At 71.0% G+C, this 23,118-nt stretch carries 21 protein-coding genes; 11 read left to right on the top strand and 10 right to left on the bottom strand.

Annotated features, from left to right (window positions below):
* Nucleotides 1-38 precede the first annotated feature (38 nt).
* Together AB0J64_RS39470 and AB0J64_RS39465 are read left to right on the top strand one after the other, a co-directional pair.
* The gene (locus AB0J64_RS39470; protein WP_364039303.1) at nucleotides 39-1,544 is read left to right on the top strand and encodes an alpha/beta hydrolase; all 1,506 of its coding nucleotides are present in this window, start codon (nucleotides 39-41) and stop codon (nucleotides 1,542-1,544) included.
* A 9-nt stretch (nucleotides 1,545-1,553) separates the two neighbouring features.
* Complete coding sequence (locus AB0J64_RS39465) at nucleotides 1,554-2,288, top strand: maleylpyruvate isomerase family mycothiol-dependent enzyme (RefSeq protein WP_364039300.1); 735 nt, start codon at nucleotides 1,554-1,556, stop codon at nucleotides 2,286-2,288.
* A 184-nt stretch (nucleotides 2,289-2,472) separates the two neighbouring features.
* Here AB0J64_RS39465 and AB0J64_RS39460 read toward each other — a convergent pair whose 3' ends face one another.
* From AB0J64_RS39460 to AB0J64_RS39445, 4 genes are all read right to left on the bottom strand, one after another.
* Nucleotides 2,473-2,832 (bottom strand): VOC family protein, encoded by a 360-nt coding sequence (locus AB0J64_RS39460; protein ID WP_364039297.1) that lies wholly within the window; start codon nucleotides 2,830-2,832, stop codon nucleotides 2,473-2,475.
* A gap of 81 nt (nucleotides 2,833-2,913) precedes the next feature.
* Nucleotides 2,914-3,642 carry a YafY family protein gene (locus AB0J64_RS39455; protein ID WP_364039294.1) on the bottom strand — a complete coding sequence of 243 codons (729 nt, stop codon included), beginning with the start codon at nucleotides 3,640-3,642 and terminating at the stop codon, nucleotides 2,914-2,916.
* Between the two features lie 111 nt (nucleotides 3,643-3,753).
* On the bottom strand, nucleotides 3,754-4,731 hold the full coding sequence (locus tag AB0J64_RS39450) for an aldo/keto reductase (protein WP_364039291.1): 978 nt from the start codon (nucleotides 4,729-4,731) through the stop codon (nucleotides 3,754-3,756).
* A gap of 32 nt (nucleotides 4,732-4,763) precedes the next feature.
* Complete coding sequence (locus AB0J64_RS39445; RefSeq protein WP_364039288.1) at nucleotides 4,764-5,162, bottom strand: ATP-binding protein; 399 nt, start codon at nucleotides 5,160-5,162, stop codon at nucleotides 4,764-4,766.
* Nucleotides 5,163-5,255: 93 nt separating this feature from the next.
* Between AB0J64_RS39445 and AB0J64_RS39440 the strand changes: the two genes are divergently transcribed.
* The 7 genes from AB0J64_RS39440 (at nucleotide 5,256) to AB0J64_RS39410 (ending at nucleotide 14,397) form a co-directional block, all read left to right on the top strand.
* Nucleotides 5,256-5,747, top strand: coding sequence for a GNAT family N-acetyltransferase (locus AB0J64_RS39440; protein ID WP_364039285.1), 492 nt, complete (start codon nucleotides 5,256-5,258; stop codon nucleotides 5,745-5,747).
* A 190-nt stretch (nucleotides 5,748-5,937) separates the two neighbouring features.
* The gene (locus AB0J64_RS39435; protein ID WP_364039282.1) at nucleotides 5,938-7,248 is read left to right on the top strand and encodes an MFS transporter; all 1,311 of its coding nucleotides are present in this window, start codon (nucleotides 5,938-5,940) and stop codon (nucleotides 7,246-7,248) included.
* A 1-nt stretch (nucleotide 7,249) separates the two neighbouring features.
* A complete protein-coding gene (locus AB0J64_RS39430; RefSeq protein ID WP_364039279.1) occupies nucleotides 7,250-9,262 on the top strand; it encodes a molybdopterin-dependent oxidoreductase in 2,013 nt (670 codons plus the stop codon).
* Nucleotides 9,259-10,656, top strand: coding sequence for an FAD-dependent oxidoreductase (locus tag AB0J64_RS39425; protein WP_364039276.1), 1,398 nt, complete (start codon nucleotides 9,259-9,261; stop codon nucleotides 10,654-10,656). The genes AB0J64_RS39430 and AB0J64_RS39425 overlap by 4 nt, the downstream gene beginning before the upstream one ends.
* Complete coding sequence (nirB, locus tag AB0J64_RS39420; RefSeq protein WP_364039273.1) at nucleotides 10,653-13,082, top strand: nitrite reductase large subunit NirB; 2,430 nt, start codon at nucleotides 10,653-10,655, stop codon at nucleotides 13,080-13,082. Before AB0J64_RS39425 ends, nirB begins: the two co-directional genes overlap by 4 nt.
* Nucleotides 13,079-13,402, top strand: coding sequence for a nitrite reductase small subunit NirD (nirD, locus tag AB0J64_RS39415; protein WP_364039270.1), 324 nt, complete (start codon nucleotides 13,079-13,081; stop codon nucleotides 13,400-13,402). The genes nirB and nirD overlap by 4 nt, the downstream gene beginning before the upstream one ends.
* A 398-nt stretch (nucleotides 13,403-13,800) precedes the next feature.
* A complete protein-coding gene (locus AB0J64_RS39410) occupies nucleotides 13,801-14,397 on the top strand; it encodes a nuclear transport factor 2 family protein (protein WP_364039267.1) in 597 nt (198 codons plus the stop codon).
* Nucleotides 14,398-14,439: 42 nt separating this feature from the next.
* On the opposite strand, the gene AB0J64_RS39405 is transcribed toward AB0J64_RS39410, so the two are convergent.
* On the bottom strand, nucleotides 14,440-14,685 hold the full coding sequence (locus AB0J64_RS39405; protein ID WP_364039264.1) for a hypothetical protein: 246 nt from the start codon (nucleotides 14,683-14,685) through the stop codon (nucleotides 14,440-14,442).
* Between the two features lie 325 nt (nucleotides 14,686-15,010).
* Here AB0J64_RS39405 and AB0J64_RS39400 point away from each other — a divergent pair, with 325 nt between their 5' ends.
* Nucleotides 15,011-15,544: a hypothetical protein gene (locus AB0J64_RS39400; protein WP_364039261.1), complete on the top strand. Its 534-nt coding sequence runs from the start codon at nucleotides 15,011-15,013 to the stop codon at nucleotides 15,542-15,544.
* 27 nt (nucleotides 15,545-15,571) lie between these two features.
* Here the strand turns inward: AB0J64_RS39400 and AB0J64_RS39395 are convergent, their stop codons facing one another.
* Together AB0J64_RS39395 and AB0J64_RS39390 are read right to left on the bottom strand one after the other, a co-directional pair.
* A complete protein-coding gene (locus AB0J64_RS39395; protein ID WP_364039258.1) occupies nucleotides 15,572-16,231 on the bottom strand; it encodes an FCD domain-containing protein in 660 nt (219 codons plus the stop codon).
* A 66-nt stretch (nucleotides 16,232-16,297) separates the two neighbouring features.
* Nucleotides 16,298-17,323, bottom strand: coding sequence for an ADP-ribosylglycohydrolase family protein (locus tag AB0J64_RS39390; RefSeq protein WP_364039255.1), 1,026 nt, complete (start codon nucleotides 17,321-17,323; stop codon nucleotides 16,298-16,300).
* Nucleotides 17,324-17,397: 74 nt separating this feature from the next.
* Between AB0J64_RS39390 and AB0J64_RS39385 the strand changes: the two genes are divergently transcribed.
* The gene (locus AB0J64_RS39385; protein ID WP_364039252.1) at nucleotides 17,398-19,320 is read left to right on the top strand and encodes a Xaa-Pro dipeptidyl-peptidase; all 1,923 of its coding nucleotides are present in this window, start codon (nucleotides 17,398-17,400) and stop codon (nucleotides 19,318-19,320) included.
* Between the two features lie 36 nt (nucleotides 19,321-19,356).
* Here the strand turns inward: AB0J64_RS39385 and AB0J64_RS39380 are convergent, their stop codons facing one another.
* The 3 genes from AB0J64_RS39380 to AB0J64_RS39370 are packed head-to-tail and all read right to left on the bottom strand — an operon-like array spanning nucleotide 19,357 to nucleotide 23,100.
* Complete coding sequence (locus AB0J64_RS39380; protein ID WP_364039249.1) at nucleotides 19,357-21,162, bottom strand: hypothetical protein; 1,806 nt, start codon at nucleotides 21,160-21,162, stop codon at nucleotides 19,357-19,359.
* Between the two features lie 28 nt (nucleotides 21,163-21,190).
* The gene (locus AB0J64_RS39375) at nucleotides 21,191-22,381 is read right to left on the bottom strand and encodes an FAD-dependent oxidoreductase (protein WP_364039246.1); all 1,191 of its coding nucleotides are present in this window, start codon (nucleotides 22,379-22,381) and stop codon (nucleotides 21,191-21,193) included.
* Nucleotides 22,378-23,100, bottom strand: coding sequence for a hypothetical protein (locus AB0J64_RS39370; protein WP_364039243.1), 723 nt, complete (start codon nucleotides 23,098-23,100; stop codon nucleotides 22,378-22,380). Before AB0J64_RS39370 ends, AB0J64_RS39375 begins: the two co-directional genes overlap by 4 nt.
* Nucleotides 23,101-23,118: the final 18 nt, after the last annotated feature.

Genomic DNA, 23,118 nt, shown 5'->3' with positions numbered 1-23,118 from the left:
CACTACTTCCCCCTGAGAGACGAGGGGAAATCAGTTTCATGCGACGCGTCCTAGCCGCCGCCCTGCTCATGACGGCCGCCGCCGCCGGCTGCTCCACCGTGCCGGCAGCAGAGCCCGCCACGCAGTCCACGGGGGGCATCGATACGATCAACTGGGGACCGTGCACCGACATCAAGCGCCCTGACGGCGAGCCGCCGGCCCGCCAGGACGCGTCCGTACGATGTGGGAAGCTCGCGGTGCCCCTGGACTACGCCAAGCCCGACGGGGAGAAGATCGACCTGGCGCTCATCAAGCTCCAGGCCACGGGCAAGGCCAAGAAGCTGGGCTCGATGGTGTTCAACTTCGGCGGGCCCGGCGCCTCGGGCGTCGACACGCTCGACCAGGCCGGCAAGGCGCTCACCGCGCTGCGCGACCGCTACGACCTGGTCAGCTTCGACCCGCGCGGCGTCGAGCGCAGCTCCGGGGTGCGCTGCGGTGACGGCGCCGAGATGGACAGGTTCACCGCCCTGGACACCCTGCCGGTCGACAACAAGACCCACCAGGAGGCCGCGCAGGCCAACAAGCAGTTCGCCAAGCTCTGCGAGCAGAACTCCGGCAAGATCCTGCCGTACATCGGCACGGTGAACGCCGCCCGCGACATGGACAGGATCCGCGCCGCGGTGGGCGATCCCAAGCTCAACTACGTCGGCATGTCGTACGGCACGCAGCTCGGCGCCGTGTACGCCACCGAGTTCCCCAAGAACGTGGGGCGCATGGTGCTCGACGCGCCGCTCGACCCGACGGTGACGTTCGAGCAGCGGACGCTGGTGCAGACGCGCGGGTTCCAGCGGGCGTACGAGAGCTTCCTGCGGGCGTGCGTCAAGAACAAGTGCGACCTCGGCGCGGACCAGACCGCCGCCGACGCGAACGTCGAGAAGCTGATGACCCAGCTCACCACGCAGCCGCTGAAGGTCGGCCAGCGCGAGCTCACCCAGGGCCTGGCCTCCACGGGCGTGGCGGCGGCGCTGTACTCGGAGATGACCTGGCCGTTCCTGGAGCAGGCGCTCAGCGAGGCGCTCAAGGGCCGGGGCGACGGGCTGATGTACCTGGCCGACTCCTACACGGGCCGCTCCGAGGACGGCTCGTACTCGACGCAGATGACCAGCTTCCCGGCCATCACCTGCGTGGACACCTCCGAACGGCCCAGCGAGGCGGAGATCAGGCGCACCGAGGCGGCCGCGATGAAGATCTCGCCGCTGTTCGGCAGCGAGGGCTCGGGCGGGCTGTGCCGGGTCTGGCCGGTCAAGGGCAGCGATCAGGCGCGGCACGTGAACGCCACCGGGTCCGCACCGATCATGGTGGTCGGCGGCAAGGGCGACCCCGCCACGCCGTACGAATGGGCTCCCAAGCTGACGGCCCAGCTCAAGACCGCCACCCTGGTCACGTACGAGGGCGAGGGGCACGGGGCCTACCTGTCGGGGAGCAGGTGCATCCAGGGGCTCGTGGACGGGTTCCTGATCGACGGCAAGCTGCCGGCGAAGGGCACCACCTGCCCGGCGGCCTAATGTGGGCCTGTGACGTATGACTCGCTTATCGAGACGGAGGCCGCGCGGCTCGGCGCTCTGGCCACGGACCTGTCCATCCCGGTGCCCACGTGCCCGGGATGGACGATGGCCGACCTGATCACGCATGTCGGCCAGACGCATCGCTGGGCCGCCCACATCCTGCGTAACCAGGTCCAGGAGCGGATCTGGTCGCGCCAGGTGCCCAGCGGGCTGGCCGAGGGCCGGAGCGGCGACGCGGCCTGGCTGGCCGCCGGGGCAGCCGAGCTGCTCGACACGCTCCGCGCCACCGACCCGTCGATGACGGTGTGGACGTGGGGCCCTGACCGGCAGGCGTCCTGGTGGCCCCGCCGGATGGTCTTCGAGCTGGTGGTCCACCGGGCCGACGCGGAGCTGGCGCTCGGCATCGACCCGGTCGTCCCGGCCGACGTGGCGATCGACGGCGTCGAGGAGTTTCTGCACAACCTGCCGTACGCCGGCTGGATCACGCCGCGGCTGGCGGAGCTCGGCGTGGAGGGGGCCACGATCCACCTCCACGCGACCGACGCCGACGGCGAGTGGACCATCACCCAGGGGCCGGCCGGGAGGATCTCCTGGGAGCGCGGGCACGCCAAGGGCGACAGCGCGGTCCAGGGGACAGCCCAGGACCTGCTGCTCCTGATGTACGGCCGGCGCTCGCCGGAGGAGCTGACGGTCTACGGCGACGCTGACCTCCTCGGCCGCTGGCTCGCCACGGCCGCCTTCTGACCGTGCTCGGCCTGGCTGTGCTTGGCCTGATCGTGCTTGGCCCTGGACGCGCCGCCGCTCGGCGATCGGCGGCGTGCCCAGGGCACCGGGTGAACCGCTGTGAAGCGACCCCGTCCGTATGCCGGAGCCCGCGGGGAAGGCGCTCTCTCCGGCCGTCGGACGGCTGATCACCCAGGCGTCGGGGTCACCTCCGGTGGAAGATCCCGAAGACGCTGCCCGACGTGTCACGGAGGTAGGCGAAGTCGGTGCCGGCGCCGTCGTCGATCACCTTCATGATCACCTTGCCGCCCAGCGACTCGCTCTTGGCGCAGGCCGCCTCGACGTCGGCAACCTGCACGTGGAAGATCGCGTGCGCGGGGAACTCGCCCTTGGTGTTGAACAGCCCGCCGGCGGGCCGCTCACCGCCCGGATAGTTGATCATCCGGTAGTCGAGCGGCCCCTCGTCGTCGCGGGCGAACGTCCAGCCGAACAGCCCGCCGTAGAACGCCTGAGCGCCCTCGGGGTCGTCGGTCGCCACCTCGAACCAGGTCACCGTGTTGTCCATCGTCGTCTCCAGGTCGTATTTCTCGAACAGGACAACGATCTAACGTGATGGCGACAACCCTATGTCGGTGTTTTCCATTGACTAATCGAGCACAGTGCCGTGAACAATCATCTCGGGCACGTCGGGGGCGAAGCCTTCGAGCGGGCGGTCGGGACAGCGCTCGGCGGTCACGGTCGCGGCGGCGATCCGATCGAGGCGGAAGACCCGCACGTCATCGCGGAGCCGGCACCACGCCACGAGATACCAGAACCCGCCCCGGCCGCCCAGGAACACGCCAGGCTCGACGTCGCGCGAGGTCAGCATGCCCTTGGCGTCGGCGTAGTCGAGCCTGAGCACGCGCCGGCGCAGCAGCGCCTCCTCGATGGCCCGGGAGATCCCCTCGGCGCCGAGCGGCTGGGTCTGCGCACCGGGCTCGGGCTGATGCTGGATCAGCTGCACCCGCCGCGCCAGCTCCCTGGCGAGCTCGCCCTCCGACCCCGGCATCGCGGCCACCACCTTGCGTAACGCGCTGCGCGCCTGCCGGCCGAACGGCTGGTCGCCGGCCCGGCTGAGCGCCACCGCGATGGCCACCGCCTCGGCGGGGGTGAAGTTGAGCGGGGGAAGGGTCATCTTCTTGTCGATGGCATAACCGCCCTTGCGGCCCGGCTCGGCGTAGATCGGCACCCCTGACTCCTGCAGAGCGGTGATGTCGCGCTCGATCGTGCGCACGCTCACCTCGAACCGCTCGGCCAGCTCGCGTGCGGAGCGGCAGCGGGGCGCGATGGCGCGCAGATCCTCGACGAGCGCGTAGAGCCGGTCGGTACGATTCACAGCCGCGACGCTACGCGCCGCCACCGACAATCGCGGCGCGTCCGCCGCCCCCGCAACCCCTGCCTCACCGTACGGCCAGAGGGGTCTCACGGTGCCGAAAGGCCAGCCGCCCTACCAGCGGTGGTGGACCTGGGGGCGGATCAGGTCGTCGTAGATCTCCTGGACCGCCTTCATGGTCGCCGCGTCGAGCGCGGGCACGGAGGCCGCGGAGGCGTTGGCGGTGGCCTGGGCCGGGTTGCGGGCGCCCGGGATGACCACCGAGACGCCCTCCTGGTCGAGGATCCAGCGGAGGGCGAACTGGGCCATCGTCACGCCCGAGGGCACCAGCGGGGCCAGCCGGCGGACCGCCTCCAGGCCCGTGCCGAAGTCCACGCCCGAGAAGGTCTCCCCGACGTCGAACGCCTCCCCGCGCCGGTTGTAGTTTCTGTGGTCGTCGGCGCCGAAGGTGGTGTGCTCGTCGTACCGGCCGGACAGCAGGCCGCTGGCCAGCGGGACGCGGGCGATGATGCCCACGCCGGCGGCGCGGGCGGCGGGCAGGACCTGCTCCAGCGGCTTGAGCCTGAAGGCGTTGAGAATGATCTGCACGGTCGCCACACCCGGCCGCGCGATCGCCGTCAGCGCCTCCTCGCACGTCTCCACGCTGACCCCGTACGCCGCGATCTTCTGCTCGGCCACCAGCGTGTCCAGGGCGTCGAAGACCGCGTCCGTCGAATACACCGGAGTCGGCGGGCAGTGGAGCTGGACCAGGTCGATGGTGTCCACGCCCAGGTTCCGGCGGGAGCGCTCGTTCCACGCGCGGAAGTTGGACATCACATAGTTCGAGGGGAGCTGCTCGAGCCGGCGGCCCATCTTGGTGGCGACGGTCAGCTCCGGGCGGTCCTTGGCGAAGCGGCCGACGATCTGCTCGCTGCGCCCGTCGCCGTAGACGTCGGCCGTGTCGATGAAGGTGACGCCCGCGTCCACGGCGGCACTGAGGGTGGCGACGGCGTCGTCCTCCGTCACCTGCCCCCAGTCGGCGCCGAGCTGCCACGCGCCCAGGCCCACGATGCCCACCTGGCGCTCTGTCCGTCCCAACGTGCGTTGTTCCATGGGTAACAGTGTCCTGGATGGTCAACGGGCCGCTAGCCCAGGGGCGCGACGGCGCTCACCGTGGTGCCTCCCCCCAGCACGCTGTTGATCTTCAATACGCCGGAGATGTTCGCCAGGCCGGCCTTCATGACCCGCAGGCCCCGCCCCTCCGTCCCCAGCGGGAAGCCGGCCCCGTCGTCGCTGATGGTCAGCCGCAGTCCCCGCGCCCCCGCGGTGACCGCGACCGACACGGTACGCGCCTTGCTGTGGCGCTCCACGTTGTCGAGCGCCTCCCGAACGGTGGTCAGGACCACCTCCGCGACCTGGGAGGGCACGTTCCCGCCCGGCAGCGCCCACACCTCCACCGCGATCCCCGTCCGCTCCTCCCACTGCCGGAGGTAGTCCTCCAGGAGCTGCGAGAGCCCCCGCTGTTCGTCCAGATGAAGCTGCATATGACCCCCGTCTCGATCTTTCATCTGTTTGATTCACATAACTGGTGAAAGGTTCCGTCCGGTTTCCCCAGGCGATGACCGATACTGAACGGCATGATTCGACCTGCCACGCCCGCCGATGTGCCCCAGATCCTCAGCATGATCAGGGAGCTCGCCACGTACGAGAAGGCCGCGCACGAAGCGCGGGCGACCGAGCAGCAGCTGCACGCGGCGCTCTTCTCCGACCACCCCGCCGCGTTCGTCCACATCGCCGAGCAGGACGGCGAGGTGGCCGGTTTCACGCTGTGGTTCCTCACCTTCTCGACGTGGCGGGGAGTGCACGGCATCTACATGGAGGACCTCTACGTACGCCCCCAGCACCGCGGCGCCGGCCACGGCGTGGCCCTCATGAAGGAGCTGGCCCGCATCTGCGACGAGCGCGGCTACCAGCGGTTCGAATGGTCGGTCCTCGACTGGAACGAGCCCAGCATCGCCTTCTACGACAAGCTCGGCGCGGTGCGCCAGGACGAGTGGCTGAGGTACCGGCTGACCGACGAGCCGCTCCAGCGTCTGGGCGCCCGCCGGACTGATGATTACGTACCGTGACAAAGGTGACGCCCACGTTTCGGGGGGCAGCAGTTGATCATTACGAGCATGTTTCGTCAGTGACGCTTGTGCGTGGCTTGTTACAGCGGTGAATCACACGTAACGAACGCACAGCCACGGATCGTCAAAGTGCGTAACGAGCGCTTCCTACCTTGGAGTTCCCCGGACGCCGAGCGTAGGAGAGAGTTCGATGGCGCGCTGGATCGCCGAGTGGCACCCCGATGACCCAGCCTTCTGGGAGAGTTCAGGCAAGCGTGTCGCACGGCGCAACCTGATCTTCTCGATCCTGGCCGAGCACCTCGGTTTCACGGTGTGGACGCTGTGGAGCATCGTGGCCACCAAGATGGGGGCCTACGAGTTCTCCACGGACCAGCTCTTCTGGCTGGTCGCGCTGCCCAACCTGGTCGGCTCGGTGCTCCGCGTGCCCTACACGTTCGGCCCCGCCAAGGTCGGCGGGCGCAACTTCACGGTGATGAGCGCGATGCTGCTGCTCATCCCCGCCGTGCTGCTGGGGGTGGCGGTCAACAACCCGGCCACGCCGTACTGGCTCTTCCTGGTGATCGCGGCCCTGGCCGGGTTCGGCGGCGGGAACTTCGCCTCCAGCATGGCCAACATCACCTACTTCTACCCCCGCGACAAGCAGGGGGTCGCGCTGGGGCTGAACGCGGCCGGCGGCAACATCGGCGTCAGCTCCGTCCAGCTCGTCATGCCGCTGGTCATCGGCGCGTTCGGCCTGGCCGCCGCCGGGTGGTTCTGGATCCCGTTCGTCGTCGTGGCCGCCGCCTGCGCCTGGTTCTTCATGGACAACCTCACCAGTGCCAAGGCCGACCCGCGCCAGCAGCTCGCCGTGGCAGGCAAGGCGCAGACGTGGATCATGTCGTTCCTGTACATCGGGACGTTCGGCTCGTTCATCGGCTACTCGACGGCCTTCCCGCTGCTCAGCAAGAGCCTCTTCCCCGAGGCCCCGTTCGCCGCGGTGGCGTTCGTCGGGCCGCTGCTGGGCTCGCTGATCAGGCCGGTGGGCGGCTGGCTGGCCGACAGGCTCGGCGGCGCTCCCGTCACGCTCTGGAACTTCGCCGGGATGGGCGGCGGCGTGCTCCTGGTCTGGCTGGCCAGCGGCTCGGGCAACTTCTGGCTGTTCTTCCTGGCCTTCCAGCTGCTCTTCGTGACCGCCGGCATCGGGAACGGCTCCACGTACCGCATGATCCCGGCCATCTTCCAGGCCAAGGCGGTCGCCGAGCGCGGTGAGAGCGAGGAGACCCTGCTGTACGGCAAGCGCCAGGCGTCGGCGGCCCTCGGCATCATCTCGGCGGTCGGCGCGCTGGGCGGGTTCCTCATCAACCGGGCGTTCGGGATGGCGTTCGCCGCCGCGGGGACCCCGGCGCCCGCGTTCCTCGCCTTCGGGGTCTTCTACGTGTCCTGTTTCGCCCTGACCTGGTGGTGCTACACCCGCAAGGTCGGCGCCTCCGTCGTGGCCAGCCTCGCTTATGCCCGGGTCTGACGTGACGAAGACTCACTGCCCGTACTGCGCGCTCCAGTGCGGCATGGAGATCGGCCCCGGGCTGGCCATCAGCCCCAGGACCGACATCCCCGCGAACGCCTCGGGCGCGCTGTGCCAGAAGGGCTGGACGGCGGGTGAGCTGCTCACCAACGGCGAGCGCCTGACCGCCCCGCTCCTCCACGGCGAGCCTGTGGAGTGGGACGTCGCCCTCGACTACGTGGCGGAGCGGCTGGCCGCCATCCGCGCCGAACACGGCCCCGACGGCGTGGCCGTGTTCGGCGGCGGCGGGCTCACGAACGAGAAGGCCTACACGCTCGGCAAGTTCGCCAGGGTCGCGCTGGGCACCAGCCAGATCGACTACAACGGCCGGTTCTGCATGTCGTCGGCCGCGGCGGCCTCGATCAAGGCGTTCGGGATGGACCGGGGCATGCCGTTCCCGATCACCGACCTGGCCGAGGCCGACGTCGTGCTCCTGGCCGGCGGGAACGTCGCCGAGACCATGCCGCCGTTCGTGCGCCACCTGAGCGGCCCGCGCATGATCGTCATCGACCCGCGGCGCACGCAGACGGCCAAGCTGGCCTGGCTGCACCTGCAGCCCATGCCTGGCACCGACCTGGCGCTGGCGCTCGGGATGCTCCACCTGGCCATCGCGGACGAGCTCGTGGACGAGCGGTACGTGGCCGCCCGCACCACCGGCTTCGAGGAGGTGCGCACGTCGCTGGCCGCCTGGTGGCCTGAGCGGGTCGAGCGGATCACCGGCGTGCCGGTCTACCGGATGCGGCAGGCGGTCAGGGCGCTGGCCGCGGCGGGCAACGCGTACATCCTGACCGGGCGCGGCGCCGAGCAGCACGCCAAGGGCACCGACACGGTCACCGCGTTCATCAACCTGGCGCTGGCGCTGGGGCTGCCCGGCCGGCACGGCTCCGGCTACGGGTGCGTCACCGGGCAGGGCAACGGGCAGGGCGGCAGGGAGCACGGCCAGAAGGCCGACCAGCTCCCCGGCTACCGCAAGATCGACGACCCGGCGGCCCGCGAGCACGTGGCGGGCGTGTGGGGGGTCACCGCGGACAGCCTCCCGGGGCCAGGGCGGTCGGCGTACGAGCTCCTCGACGCACTCGGGACCCCGGAGGGGCCGCGGGCGCTGCTGGTGTTCGGGTCCAACCCGGTGATCTCCGCGCCGGCCTCCGAGCACGTGGCCGAGCGCATCGCCTCCCTCGATCTGCTCGTGACCTGCGACTTCGTGATGTCCGAGACCGCCGCGCTGGCCGACGTGGTGTTCCCGGTGACGCAGTGGGCCGAGGAGAGCGGCACCATGACCAACCTCGAGGGCCGCGTCCTGCTCCGCAACCAGGCCGTCGCGCCGCCCGAGGGCGTCAGGAGCGACCTCGACGTGATCGCGGCGCTCGCCGAACGGCTCGGGCACCGCTTCGAGACCGAGCCGGTAAGGATCTTCGACGAGCTGCGCCGGGCGAGCCAGGGCGGCCTCGCCGACTACTCGGGCATCACCTATGACCGCATCACCGCCGAGAAGGGCGTCTTCTGGCCCTGCCCGGAGCCCGGGCACCCCGGCACGCCGCGCCCGTTCCTCGACTCCTTCGCCACCCCGGACGGCCGGGCCAGGTTCGTGCCCGTCCAGCACCGGCCCGCGGCCGAGGAGACCGACGAGGACTACCCGATCTACCTGAGCACCGGCCGGGTGCTCGCCCACTACCAGAGCGGCGCACAGACCCGCAGGATCGCGCCGCTCGTCCAGGCCGTCCCCGAGCCGTACGTCGAGCTCCACCCGGACCTCGCCGAGCAGCTCGACATCTCGCCCGGGGACGTCGTACGGGTCAGCAGCAGGAGGGGCGAGAGCAAGGCCGTGGCCAGGATCAGCGACGCCATCAGGCGCGACACCGTTTTCATGCCCTTCCACTGGGAGGGCGCCAACCGGCTCACCAACCCGGCACTGGACCCGACGTCGAGGATGCCGGAGTTCAAGGTCTGCGCGGTGAGGGTGGAGAGGGACTCATGATGAGGCTCGTCGTCGTCGGCAACGGGATGGCCGGGTCGCGGCTGGTCAGCGAGGTACGCGACCGGGACCCGCACATCAAGATCACTGTTTTCGGCGCGGAGTCGCGCCAGCCCTACAACCGGGTGCTGCTGTCCAACGTGCTGGCCGGCAGCTCACGCCCCGAGCAGGTGCGGCTGCTCGACTCCGCGTGGTACGACGCCCACAGCGTCGAGGCCGCGTTCGGCGACGCGGTCGCCCACATCGACAGGGACACCAGGCACGTGGTGACCGAGGGCGGGCGGCGCGAGCCGTACGACCTGCTGGTCCTGGCCACCGGCAGCGAGGCGCTCGTGCCGCCGATCCCCGGCGTGCAGCGGGCCATCCCGTTCCGCACGCTCGACGACTGCGAGCGCATCATGGAGGTCGCGCAGCGGGCCCGCAGGGCCGTGGTCGTCGGCGGCGGCCTGCTCGGCATCGAGGCGGCCCGCGGGCTGGCCGGGCGCGGCCTGCCCGTGACGCTGCTGCACCTGGCAGGGCACCTCATGGAGCGCCAGCTCGACGTCGAGGCGGGCGAGGTGCTCGGCGAGACGCTGGCCGGGCTCGGCGTGGAGATCCGCACCGGCGTCAGCGCCGAGTCGGTCCAGGAGGACGGCGTCCGGCTGACCGGCGGCGAGCTCGTCGAGGCCGACCTCGTGGTGCTGGCCTGCGGCGTCCGCCCCGTCACCGGGCTGGCCGCCGACGCGGGGCTGGAAGTGCGGCGCGGGGTCGTCGTGGACGACGAGCTGCGTACGGACGACCCGTCGATCTTCGCCATCGGTGAGTGCGCCGAGCACGACGGCACCGTGTACGGCCTCGTCGCGCCCGCCTGGGAGCAGGCCACCGTGGCCGCCGACGTCATCACCGGCGGCAAGGCGCTCTACCGGGGCTCCCGGCTGGTCACCAGGCTCAAGGCCAGGAGCGTCGAGCTGGCCGCGATGGGCGAGACCCAGCTCACCGAGGAGCACGCGGAGGTGGTGCGCTTCAGCCACCGGGCCCGCGGCACGTACCGCAAGCTCGTCATCCGCGACGGGCGGCTGGTCGGCGCGATCGTGCTGGGCGAGAGCGACGCCGTGGGCACGCTCACCCAGCTCTTCGACCGCGGCGCGCAGGTGCCGGGGGACCGGGCGGGGCTGCTGTTCCCGGGTCTGTCCACGACACCGGTGGCCGAGAGTCCGACGCTGATGCCGGACGCGGCCAAGATCTGCCAGTGCAACAACGTGACCAAGGGCCAGATCAGGGCGTGCTGGGAGGCCGGGGCACGCGACGTGGCCGGAGTGGCGGCCGCGACCAGGGCCACCACCGGATGCGGGACCTGCCGCGACGCCGTGGAGGGCATCGTCGGCTGGCTGTGCGAGCAGGAAGGGATCTCCGTATGAGCAGGATCGTCGTCGTGGGTTACGGGCCGACGGCCCACCGGCTCGTCGAAACCCTCGTGAACAAGGGCTTCGACGGCCGGATCACGGTCATCGGGGAGGAGCCGCGCCCGGCGTACGACCGGGTGGCCCTGACCTCCTATCTGTCGGGCATCACCGCCGAGGACCTCACCTACCAGGTGCCCGTGGGCGTCGTGACGAGGCTGAGCAGCCGGGTCACCGGCATCGACAGGGACGCCCGCCTGGTCACCACGGCGGACGGCGGCACCGAGCCCTATGACGTGCTCGTGCTGGCCACCGGGTCGGCGCCGTTCGTGCCGCCGGTGCCCGGCGCCGAGCACGCCTTCGTCTACCGGACGCTCGAGGACCTGGACGCGATCAGGGTGGCCGCCAAGGACGCGGTCGAAGGCGTCGTGGTCGGCGGCGGGCTGCTCGGCCTGGAGGCCGCCGACGCGCTGCGGGCGCTCGGGCTGAAGGCGCACATCGTCGAGATGAGCCCCTGGCTGATGCCGCGGCAGGTGGACGAGGGCGGCGGCTCGGTGCTGAAGTCCCACATCGAGGGGCTCGGGCTGAGCGTGCACGCCGGCGCGGGCGTGAAGGAGATCGTCGCCGGCGACGACGGCCAGGTCATCGGCCTGCGCAAGCCGGACGGGACGCTGGTGGACGCGCAGGTCGTGGTCTTCTCGGCGGGCATCAGGCCGCGTGACGAGCTGGCCAGGTCGTCCGGGCTCGAGGTGGGCGAGCGGGGCGGCATCGTGGTGGACTCCGCGATGCTCACCTCCGACCCCTCGATCTACGCGGTCGGCGAGTGCGCGCTGGTCGGCGGAATGGTCTACGGGCTCGTCGGGCCGTGCAACACGATGGCCGAGGTGGCGGCCGACCGGATCATGGGCGGCGCCTCGACCTTCGAGGGCGCCGACATGTCCACGAAGCTCAAGCTGCTGGGCGTCGAGGTGGCGCAGTTCGGGGCGATGACGGGAGCGCTCGACGTCACCTACATGGACCCCGTGGCCGGCGTCTACAAGAAGCTGTTCATCAGCGACGACGCCAAGACGCTGCTCGGCGGCATCTGCGTGGGCGACGCCTCCCCGTACACCTCCCTGCGGCCCTTCGTGGGCAAGCAGCTGCCCGCCTCGCCGTCCGACCTGCTGTTCAGCGGGGCCGGGGCCAGCCTGGACCTGCCGGACGAGGCGCAGGTGTGCTCGTGCAACAACGTCTGCGCGGGCGACGTCCGCTCGGCCATCGCCGACAAGGGCGTCACCGACGTCCCCGGCATCAAGGCCTGCACGCGCGCCGGCACGACCTGCGGCAGCTGCGTGCCGATGCTCAAGCAGCTGCTGGAGAAGTCGGGCGTCGAGGTCAGCAAGGCGCTGTGCGAGCACTTCACGTACTCGCGGGCCGAGCTCTTCGACATCGTACGGGTCCGCAAGATCACGACGTTCTCCCAGCTCATCACCGAGCACGGGCAGGGCAGGGGCTGCGACATCTGCAAGCCGGCCGTGGCCTCGATCCTGGCCTCGCTGCACAACGGCCACGTGCTCGAGGGCGAGCGGGCCGCGCTGCAGGACACCAACGACGCCTATCTCGCCAACATGCAGAAGAACGGCACGTACTCGGTCGTGCCGCGCATCCCCGGCGGCGAGATCACCCCCGACAAGCTCATCGTGATCGGCGAGGTGGCCCGCGACTTCGGCCTCTACACGAAGATCACCGGTGGGCAGCGCATCGACCTGTTCGGCGCCCGGGTGGACCAGCTCCCGGAGATCTGGCGGCGGCTGGTGGACGCCGGCTTCGAGTCGGGCCACGCGTACGGCAAGGCGCTGCGCACGGTGAAGTCGTGCGTGGGCTCGACCTGGTGCCGCTACGGCGTCCAGGACTCGGTGGGCCTGGCCATCGCGCTGGAGCTGCGCTACCGCGGCCTGCGCTCGCCGCACAAGCTCAAGTCGGCCGTCTCCGGCTGCGCCCGCGAGTGCGCCGAGGCCAGGTCGAAGGACTTCGGCATCATCGCCACCGAGCAGGGCTGGAACCTGTACGTCGGCGGCAACGGCGGCTTCAAGCCCCGCCACGCCGACCTGCTGGCCACGGACCTGAGCACCGACGAACTGATCAGGACCATCGACCGATTCCTCATGTTCTACATCCGCACGGCCGACCGCCTGCAGCGCACAGCCGCCTGGCTCGAGTCGCTCGACGGCGGCCTCGACTATCTCCGCGAGGTGATCATGCAAGACTCGCTCGGCATCTGCGCCGACCTGGACGCGCAGATGGAGAACCACATCGCCACCTACGCCGACGAGTGGGCGGCCACCCTGGACGACCCGGAGAAGCTGAGCAGGTTCGTCAGCTTCGTCAACGCCCCCGGCGTGCCCGACCCGTCGATCGTGTTCGCCAGCGAGCGCGGCCAGATCAAGCCGGTGATGGCCCGATGAGCAACTGGACGCGGATCTGCGACTACGAGACCATGCTGCCGGAGCGCGGCGTCTGCGCCCTGGTGGAGGGCGTGCAGGTGGCGATCTTCCGGACCTACGACGGCAAGCTGCACGCGCTGGACAACCTCGACCCGTTCAGCGGCGCGTACGTGCTCTCGCGCGGCATCGTCGGCACCAGGAAGGGCGAGCCGACCGTGGCCTCGCCGCTGCACAAGCAGGTGTTCTCGCTGGTGTCGGGGCAGTGCCTGGACGAGGAGGCGGTGGTCGTGCCGGTCTATCCGGTACGGGTGGCGGACGGCGGCGTGGAGGTCGGCCTCTAGCCCTGTGGGGAGATGCTGTCCGGCGCTGCCGTTCTGGCATATCGGCTGCGCCGGCGGCCTATCGGCGGCTATGCTCCAGTCTCCACCGGGGGATAGACGTGAGGGCTCCGATGGGCCGCCGGCAGCACGCAGCGCCGTTCTGAGTCGACGCTGTCACAACGTTCGGCGTCCTCGCGCTGGGGGAGAGGTTCGGGGTTCGCCTGAATTCGCGACACCGGACGGACGCTATCGGCGACGCCCGGTGATCTGGTCTCGTGGCGGCAACGATCAAAGCTCTGACCGGTCTCATCAAATCCCGTGAACCGTTACTGTGAGTAACACCCGGGCTCGGGTAAAGGCGTCGTGCGGAGTGGCCAAACCCCGCATTCGCTCAAGACCTGCCGGGGCATCAAGCGGCCATGAGCAAGATTTTTCAGCGCAGAGGTCTCCTGCTGGCGGCGGTCGTCCCGGCCTTCCTGGTGGCGGGCTGCGCCGTGGGCGGTAACGGTACGCAAGCGATGAAGGGGGAGGCGAACCAGGCGACGCCGACGGAGGAGACGACGGAGGAGACGTCGCCCGGCGAGACCGAGTCGCCGGAGGGGCCCGAGAGCGGGGGACCGGAGGAGACGGGGAGCGAGGGCGCCACGCCGACCGCGACGAGCAGCGGCGCCGGGCTGCCCCGCTCGGCCGTCGAGGACTTCTTCTCCGCGCTCAAGTCCGGCAACCTGGACCAGGTCGTCAGCGCGTTCGCCAGCACCGCGGTGGTCGAGCTGGACGGCGCGCCCACGGCGGAGAGCACCGATGCGATCCGCGCCCTCGTCCAGAAGGTGCTCCAGGGCGGGAGCGCGAAGCAGGCCACGTACACCGTCGACGACGTGCGGACGATCGGCGACAAGAACGCCGTCGTCCGCTCGACGAGCAAGGCGGGGAACAGCACCCACCGCGAGCTGTTCCTGCTCATGAAAGACGGCGCCGAGTGGAAGATCACGGAGCTGATGAACAACAAGCCGTCCTGATCCCGGTCGCGCACATCAACATTTACCGCGAAATTATGACGGCTAAGTTTGCGGGGTGTCGCCGGGAATGCGCGGAGTGATACGGCGCTGGTCCACGAGCGCCAGATAGACGGCGAAGGCGCCGCGCGCCCACATTTCCGCCTGTCGCGTGGTCAACCGGATCTCCTCGCCCTCGTGCGAGACGATCATGTAGCCGACCCAGGGAATCCTGCGCCACGCGACCAGGACGTTCTCGTAAACGAGTACGTCGAGCATCGCAGTCAGATATTCGCGTCCGGCGGCGGACACGGCGCAAGCCTCCTCGCTCCTCGCCGAATTCTCGCCTTACTTCTATTGTGCGCCCTGCTTGGGTGTCTCATGAAGAGAATTCTTCCCGCGGGCCGTTCCCGCCATGATTACGCCCCTGCCGCAGGGGCAGATGGTGCCATGCCCCGTGCCACGAGGCCGCTGAGCGGGGCTTGGGTAGATCGCCGGGGTGTGCTCTGCGACGCCGCTTTCCCGAGCGGCACCGCGTCGCGGCCACCCCGGCTTTCGCTGCCTTGCAGCCGAAGTGCATGCGACCGGACCGCACCCGGACTAGGGTGGGCGGTTTCATGATCACGGAGGTAACAGGGTGAAGCAGACGACAGCCATGAGGATCGGCCGTTCGGCGCTGGTCGTGGCGCTGGCCGGAGGGGCCGTGGTGGCCGGTGCCGCGCCCGGGGCGATCGCCGGGACCGCCGCCACCGCGCGCAAGGCGACGTTAGGTCCGTTCGGGTACGGCAGGTTGAGGCTCGGGGCGACCACGACGAAGGCCTTGGCGACCGGCATGATCGTCCGCAAGCCCGCCGGAGACACCGCCCGCTGTACGACCTGGGACCTGAAGGAGAATCCCTACGACAGCTACCGGGTCGGGGTGTACATCTCGAAGAGGCGCGGTGTGGCCGTGATCGTCGCGCCGCCGAGGGCCAGGACGCCCCAGGGGATCGGTGAGGGCTCCACCAAGGCGCAGTTGAAGGCCGCCTATCCCAGGTTGCGGCGCGGCCCGTACGGCTACCCCGCCGCCGACGTGCCCGGCAACAAGCGGGCGTACTACCTCTTCGATGTGCGGAACGGCGAGGTCACCGGGATGAGCCTGGTCCTGGCGAAGCAGGACTGCGTCATGTGACGCGTCGCGGGCCGTCCTGCCGGGGCGTCAGAGGTGGCGTTCCTGCTGGTCGAGGATGGCGACCGACACGGCGACCGCCCGCGTCACGTCAGCGTCCTCGATCGCGCGCAGCAGGTCGTCGTGGGAGCCGTCCAGGTCGAGCTCCGTCTGCTCCTGAGGCCTGATGCTGTCGCGCAGGGCGTCGCTCATGCTGCGGTAGAGGTCGGCGAGAAGCGCGTTGTGCGCCGCGTCCGCCACCCGCACGTGGAACTCCACGTCCGCGTCCGCGAACCCGTCGAGATCGCCCGCCCGGACGGCCGCGTCCCTGCGGGCCAGCGTCTCGCGCATGGCGGCCAGGTCCTCCTCCGTGCGCCTGCCCGCGGCGAGCCTGGCCGCGACGAGGTCGAGGCCGCGGCGCACGTCGATGATGTCCATGGCGGCCGCCGTGTCGAGCCGCCGGCGCAGGGCGACCTTGGACTCGTCGGTGGCGGTCACGTAGGTGCCGTCGCCCTGGCGGGTGTGCAGCAGCCCCGCGTGGGCCAGCACGCGGACCGCCTCGCGCACGGACAGCCTGCTCATGCCGAGGGTCTGCGCGAGCTGGCTCTCGGAAGGGATCTTGGTGCCGACCGGCCACACCCCACGCGCGATCTCCCTGCGGAGCTCGTCGATGGCGGCGTCCACCAGCGAGGTCCGAGCGACGTTTCGCATGCACCTTCTCCTCATCGGCTGCAGGGAATCCAGCCTAGACGCCGACCAGCGGAAGTGTGGTCCGCGTTACCCGGCCAGCTCCGAGGCGAGGCGGTCGATCGTGTCGCGGCCCTCCAGCGTTCGCAGCCAGGAGGTGGGCAGGGCGGCGACGCCGTGGAGGGCGCCGAGCAGGTTGCCGCAGACCGAGCCGGTGGAGTCGCTGTCTCCCGAATGGTTGACGGACAGCAGGAGCGCGTCTTCCACGGAGAGCTCGGCCAGGGCGCAGTACACGCCGATGGCCAGCGCCTCCTCGGCCACCCACGCGCCGCCCAGCGACTCGACCCGCTCCGGCGAGTGCCCGCCGTCGGCGGCCAGCGCCACGGCCGCGCGCAGGGCCGCGGTGGTCTCGTCGTGTGCCGGGTACGTGGCCAGCAGCTCCAGGGTGCTGTGGACGGCGGGCTCCAGCGCCTCGCCCGCCGCCAGGTGCGCGATGATCGCCGCGAACGCTCCCGCGGCCAGGTAGCCGGTCGGGTGCCCATGCGTGATCTGCGCGCACGCCGCCGCCACCTCGAACGCCTCCCGAGGGTCGTGCCGCGAGAGCAGGCCGAAGGGTGCCGAGCGCATGACGGTGCCGCAGCCCTTCGAGTCCGGGTTCACCGGGCCGGGCTCGCCCAGCGGGGACGGGCCGGGGAACGGCCGGTGCAGGCCGGACAGGCAGGCGTTGCCCGGGGCTCTGCGCGAGTACAGCCAGCCCTCCTCGCGCAGCCACCCGCTGCGGTGCGGGCGGTCCGCGGGCGGGGGAGTGTGATGGTCCTGGGTGTCGAGCCAGCGCAGGTACGCCTGCCGCACCGCGTCCACCACCGGCGCCGCCCCGCCGTCAGCCCCTGAGGCGGTACGGGCGCGGAGGAGGCCCTCCACGGTGAAGAGGGTCATCTGGGTGTCGTCAGTGATGAGGCCGGATTTACCGCGCCAGGTCGCGACATATCCGCTAATGCCCTCCACCCCGTGATCCCTGCGGATCTCCCGCAGCGACTGGAACTCGATCGGCGCCCCCAGCGCGTCGCCGATCGCGCCGCCGAGAAGGCAGCCCCGGACTCGATCCACTACATCCATACGGGAAATCTTGTCAGCTCCCGGGCGGTCTGAGAGATTGCGGTGTATTTGGCCAACTGTCCCGGAGGTCACGCGTGCCACAATTACGACCGGCCGTGCTCGCCGTCGCCCTCGCCCTGGCGATCGCGACCCCTGCCCAGGCGGCAGCCGGACCAACGATCACCGTCGAGAACGGCCGTACGCAGCCGGTCTTCTCGTACGCGGACGCCGTCCGCGAGCACGTGTACGTCGAGTCCACCGTGGACAGCGACCTGGACGGCAGGCTCGACAAGGTACGGGTGGACATCATCAGGCCCAAGGAGTCCGGCCCGGGGCTCAAGGTGCCGGTGATCATCGATGAGAGCCCGTACTACGACAACTCAGGCCGTGGAAACGAGGCAGAGCGCAAAATTTATGACGCCGCCGGAAATGTCGTTAAATTCCCGCTCTTCTACGACAACTACTTCGTCCCCCGCGGCTACGCCGTCCTCAACGTCGACATGCTCGGCACCACCCGCTCAGAGGGCTGCCCGGACATCGGCGGCAAGGCGGACGTGCTGGGCGGCAAGGCCGTCATCGACTGGCTGAACGGCCGCGCCAAGGCGGTCAAGGAGGACGGCACGCCGGCCGTGGCCGACTGGACGACGGGCAAGGCCGCCATGATCGGCAAGTCGTACGACGGCACCCTGGCCAACGCCGTCGCCGCCACCGGGGTCGAGGGCCTGAAGACGATCGTCCCCATCTCGGCGATCAGCTCCTGGTACAAGTACCAGCGCTCCAACGGCGTCATCTACAACTACGACTACGCCTCCTGGCTGGCCAACTATGTGGACACCGACCCCGAGGCGAAGTGCCAGCCCGTACGCGACAAGATGGACGCCGAGGACGGCGACGACACCGGCGACTACAACGCCTTCTGGGCCGAGCGCGACTACCTCAAGGGCCTGCTGGGCGACGCCTCCAAGGTCAGGGCCAGCGTCTTCGTCGTGCACACGGTCAACGACCTCAACGTCAAGCCCGACAACTTCTCCACCTGGTGGAAGGCCCTGTCCGACAGGAACGTGCCGCGCAAGATCTGGGTCGGCCAGACCCAGCACGTGGACCCGTTCGACTTCCAGGACCGCAGGGCGCTCTGGGTGGACACCCTGCACCGGTGGTTCGACTACTGGCTGCACGGCGTACGCAACGGGATCATGAACGAGCCCCGTGCCGACGTCGAGATCGGCCCGGCGCGGTGGACCACGCAGCGCGACTGGCCGGCGCCGTACGCGCTCAAGGCGTCGCTGCGCCCGGCCGCCGACGGCTCGCTCGGCCTGAAGCCGGCCGCCAGGAACAGCACGGCGTCCTTCACCGACGTCGCCATGAGCGAGTCCGACATGGTGGCCGACGTCGGCACGGTGAACCCGGGGCGGGTGGCGTTCACCACGGGTGAGCTCCCGCTCGACCTGCGCCTGTCCGGCACGCCCACCGCCGACCTGCGGGTCAAGCTGGACAAGCCGACCTCCAACCTGACCGCCCTGCTCGTCGACTTCGGAGAGGACACCCGCGTCGACTGGCGGCGCGGCCAGGGCATCACCACGCTCACCGAGGAGGACTGCTACGGCGAGAGCACCGCGACCGACGACGCCTGCTACAAGAAGGTCGTCACCAACGTGGCCACCCGCCCGCTGGAGATCGTCGCCCGCGGCTGGATCGACGTCCAGAACCGCGACTCGCTCAGTCAGGCCACGCCGCTGCCGCCGAACACGTACGGCACGGTCAAGTGGCTGACGCTGCCGCAGGACTACACCTTCAAGAAGGGCCACAGGATCGGTCTCGTCGTGGCGGGCACCGACTCGACCTACAGCGAGGAGACCGGCACCGGCGCGAACGTGACCATCGACCTGGCCAGGTCCAGCGTCGTCGTGCCGTTCGTGCTGGGCACCCCGCTGGCCGACGTGCCGAAGGACACGCGCACGTTCCGCGGCCCCGACCGGGTCGAGCTGCCGCGGCCCGAGCCCGAGTTCTCGTTCTTCTAGCGGCCTGAGAGGGCCTCGGGCACACGCCTGGGGCCCTCACTTGCAATAGACGACGCCGCGCTCCCTGTCGAGCATCGGCACGCCGTTCTTGCCGGCGACCGTCCAGGTCACGCGCATGGTCAGGGTGCCGCGCCCGGCGGTCGTGCCGCCGGTGGTCTTGCCGTCGCCCGTGGTCCTGCCCGCCCACCGTACGGTGATCCTGCCCTGTTGCACGGCCGGCCGCGCCGAGCAGCCGCGCTGGGAGAGCGGCGCGCGCACCGTGAAGGCGGTTCCGGAGACGGCGATGCCGTTCGTGCCGGTGGCCGAGGTGATCGCGCAGTTCCCCGTGCACGACAGCGAGAACGTTCCGGTACGCCCCGAGCCCAGCGACACCGACGACGGCGTCAGCCGCGCCACCGGCGGCGCGGGCCTGGGCAACTCGGCCTTCCTGGCCGTGCTCGTCAGCCCCGACCCCCCGACCGGGACGACCTCGGCCACCCAGGGCGTGCCGTTCACACGGGGCTCCTCCAGCACGCCCGTCTGCGCGGCGGCCTTGGTGAGCGTCGCGGGATGCCGCTGGGCGTTCACGACGGCCCAGACCAGCCCCGCCACCAGCAGGCCCACGCCCATGACGAGCCCGAGCCTGGCCACGGCCCTGATCGGCGGCCCGGCCTCCGGGTCGTCGTCGTCCGGCCGCTCCCGCCAGAACTCCTGCACATGGGCGTCGCGCAGCTCGACCAGATCACCGTTCATGGTGATCCCGCCGTACCGGATGATGGCCCCGTGGCTCTGCCCGCCGCTGGGCCCGTCGCTGGGCCCGTCGCTGGGCCCGCCGCTGTGCTCGTGGCTGTGCCCGTTGCTCGAGCCCTTGACGACGGCGCTGTAGACGAGCTTGTCGCCGTTGGCTCCGCCGCGGAAGGCCCGGGTGCGGCTCGGCGGCGTGAACGGATGCCGTCCGCGCACGGCGTGCCCACTGAGCGGGGCTGCGGGAGGCTCCTGGTCGGCGGCAGCCGCGCCCGCCGCCGACCAGGGCTTTCCCGAGGTCGCCGTCGTGGGGTCGGCGACCGGGACTTGCGGCGTGGCGTCGGCGACCGGGGGAGCCGGGGAAGGACCGGTCTCCACCAGTGTGCGAGCCTGCACCGGGAAGCCGTCAGCCCGCCAAAGTGGCCCCTCGCCGGGCAACGGCTGCGCCAACGCCAGCCGGTTGGGAAGCGTGCCGGGCAGCGTGGTGATCGGCAGCCGGCGCAGCAGCGCCGCCGCCGACACGGTCCTGGGCGCGGCCCGGCAGGTCGCACAGGACTGGATGTGACGGCTGATCCTGGCCCTGGCCCGCCGGCCGGGCGCAGCTACCCACTCCGACACCCGCGCCGTCAGGTCGGGGCACCCGTCGTGCCCCCGCGCGGCGATGATCGCGGCGAACCACTCCTCCAGGGAGGCGGCCGCCCGGGTGACGACGGCCCGCACCTCGTCCTCGCGGAGCTCGAAGATCACGGCCAGCTCCGGATCGGCCAGGCCGTGCCGCAGGGACAGGTCGAGCAGCTCGCGCTGCGAGCGGTCCAGGGAGAGCAGCGCCTCGGGCAGCAGCTCCGACATCCGGCCGGGCCGCGACCACGAGCCGATGCTCGCCGGCCCCGCCACGATCGCCCGGTGCGCGCGGGCCACCGCGTACAGCCAGGGCCGCCGCAGCGCCGGATCGACCACGCGGTCGGCGTACAGGTGCGCCGTCAGTACCGCGCCGGCCACCGCCTGCTCGGCGTCGTCCGCGGCGAGCTCTGTGCGGCAGTAGTCGTAGAGGCGGGCTCCGTGCTTGTCGCACAGGTCCCGAATGGCCTGGCGAGCGTCGTCAGACAGGGTTCGCCACATCCGGCGCCACCTCCTCCACGGGTCGTCGTCAGCTCTTCCCCGGCACGGTGGCCAGGGGTTTGCCTGGCACGGTGTCCAGGAGCGAGGCCTGCGCCAGGTAGGCGCGGGTCGCGTCCGGGTCGCCGGCGATGGCCCGCAGCCCGGCCATGGCCGCCGCCAGCCTGGCGCTGTCGTGCTCCCGCACACCCGCCAGCCGGGTCTCGCCGCGCGGGACCACGCGTTGCAGCAGCACCGAGCGGCGCCGCCAGGCCCACGCCTCCAGCGCGGCGGGCGGGGCGAAGCCGCCGATCACGGCCGAGATCACCTGGCCCACCTCGGCGGCGTCGTGGATGCCCGCGTTCATGTTGAGCCCGCCGACCGTGGAGGTCAGGTGCGCGGCGTCGCCCACGAACAGCACCCGGCCGCACCGGTACGACGTCAGCACGCCCCTGGACAGCCCGAACCGGTCGGCGCCCGTCACGTGGATCGGCCCGCTCGCCCCCGGCAGGGCCCGGCGGACCAGCAGGGACAGGTTGGCGGGCGACAGCGGCTCGTGCGCGTCGCAGGGGATCTTGAAGATGATCCGCCAGTGGTCCGGCAGCCCGAGCAGGGTGCACGACTGCTGCACGTCCCGCACGTACGTCAGCGGCGCCAGGCTCGGCAGCAGCCGGTCCAGCGGCGAGTCGGTGAACACCCGCAGCGCCTGCGTCGGATAGGCGGACCTGGGGAACGGCAGCCCCAGCGAGCCGCGCACCGTGCTGTGCGCGCCGTCGGCGGCGATCATGTACCGGGCCCGCGTCCAGGTGTGGCCGACGCGGACCCGGATCCCTGTGCCGCCTTCCGCCACGCCGTCCACGTGGGTGCCGAACCGCACGTCCACGTCCGGGTAGACGCTCAGGGCGGCGAGCAGCAGCGGGGTCAGCGAGGCCTGGTCGGCGTGGATCCTGAACGGATGCCTGGTCAGGCCGTTGAGCCGGTTCATGCCCATCTCGGCCAGCACGATCCCGGACCGGTCGCGCCACTGCACGCGGTCCACGACGCGGCCCTTGGCGACGAGCTGGGAGGCCACGCCGAGGTCGTCGAGCAGGTCGAGCGTGGCCGGGTGGAACGTGCAGGCCCTGGTCTGCGTGCTGAGCTCGGTCCCGCGCTCCAGCACGGTGACCGGGACTCCCGCCCGGGCCAGCGAGAGCGCCGCGGTGAGCCCCGCGGGTCCCGCTCCCACCACGATGACGCCGCTCATGCCGCGCCTCCCATGTACCGGCGGTGCGGCACGCGGCCGAGCGTCACGTGCTGCCCGATGGCCCTGGACAGGGCCCACCACGCCGTGCAGAGGTTGGAGGTCAGCAGGATCCGGTCGTTGCCGGCGCTGAGCCGCGCGAGCACGGGCAGCGTGGCCAGGCCGGTGCCGGTGAACAGCAGCGCCGCGTCACCGGGCAGCTCCGCCAGCTCGACCTGGCTGATCAGCTCGGGGGGAGTGACCGCGTACGAGGAGTAGCCGTTCTTCGCGCGTACCTGGACGACCTGGGTGACGTTGAGCCCGGCCGACTTCCAGAACCGCTCGGCCAGCTCCGTCAGCCACGGCTGGTACGGCGAGACCAGCACGATGTCGCTCACCTCGGCGTGCTCCATGGCCTCGCGCGTGGCCTGCGTGGACGAGGCGAACGGCACCCCGGTCGCGGCCGTCAGCTCGGCGCACTGCTCGCGGTCCTCGTCGGGGGCGAGCAGGTAGCGGGGCTCGCTGCAGGCCATGACCATCGCGCTCAGCGGCAGGCCGTCGAACGCGTAGACCATGGAGGGCAGGGCCTCGTTGTAGCTCTCCAGCCGTTCGGCCAGGGACCCGGGACGTACCGGGAAGCGCGTGACGTGCATGTCGGCGCGCGACCCGAGCAGGCGGGTCAGCTCCGGCTCCGCCGAGGGGTTCGCGGGCGCCACGATCACGCCCACCCTCCCGCGGCTCACCGGATACTCCGGGCGAGG

It is taken from the genome of Nonomuraea sp. NPDC049695, assembly GCF_040674955.1.
Taxonomy (GTDB): domain Bacteria; phylum Actinomycetota; class Actinomycetes; order Streptosporangiales; family Streptosporangiaceae; genus Nonomuraea; species Nonomuraea helvata.
The sequence above is the reverse complement of the archived record's forward strand: the minus strand, read 5'-3'. Positions and strand labels throughout refer to the sequence as shown.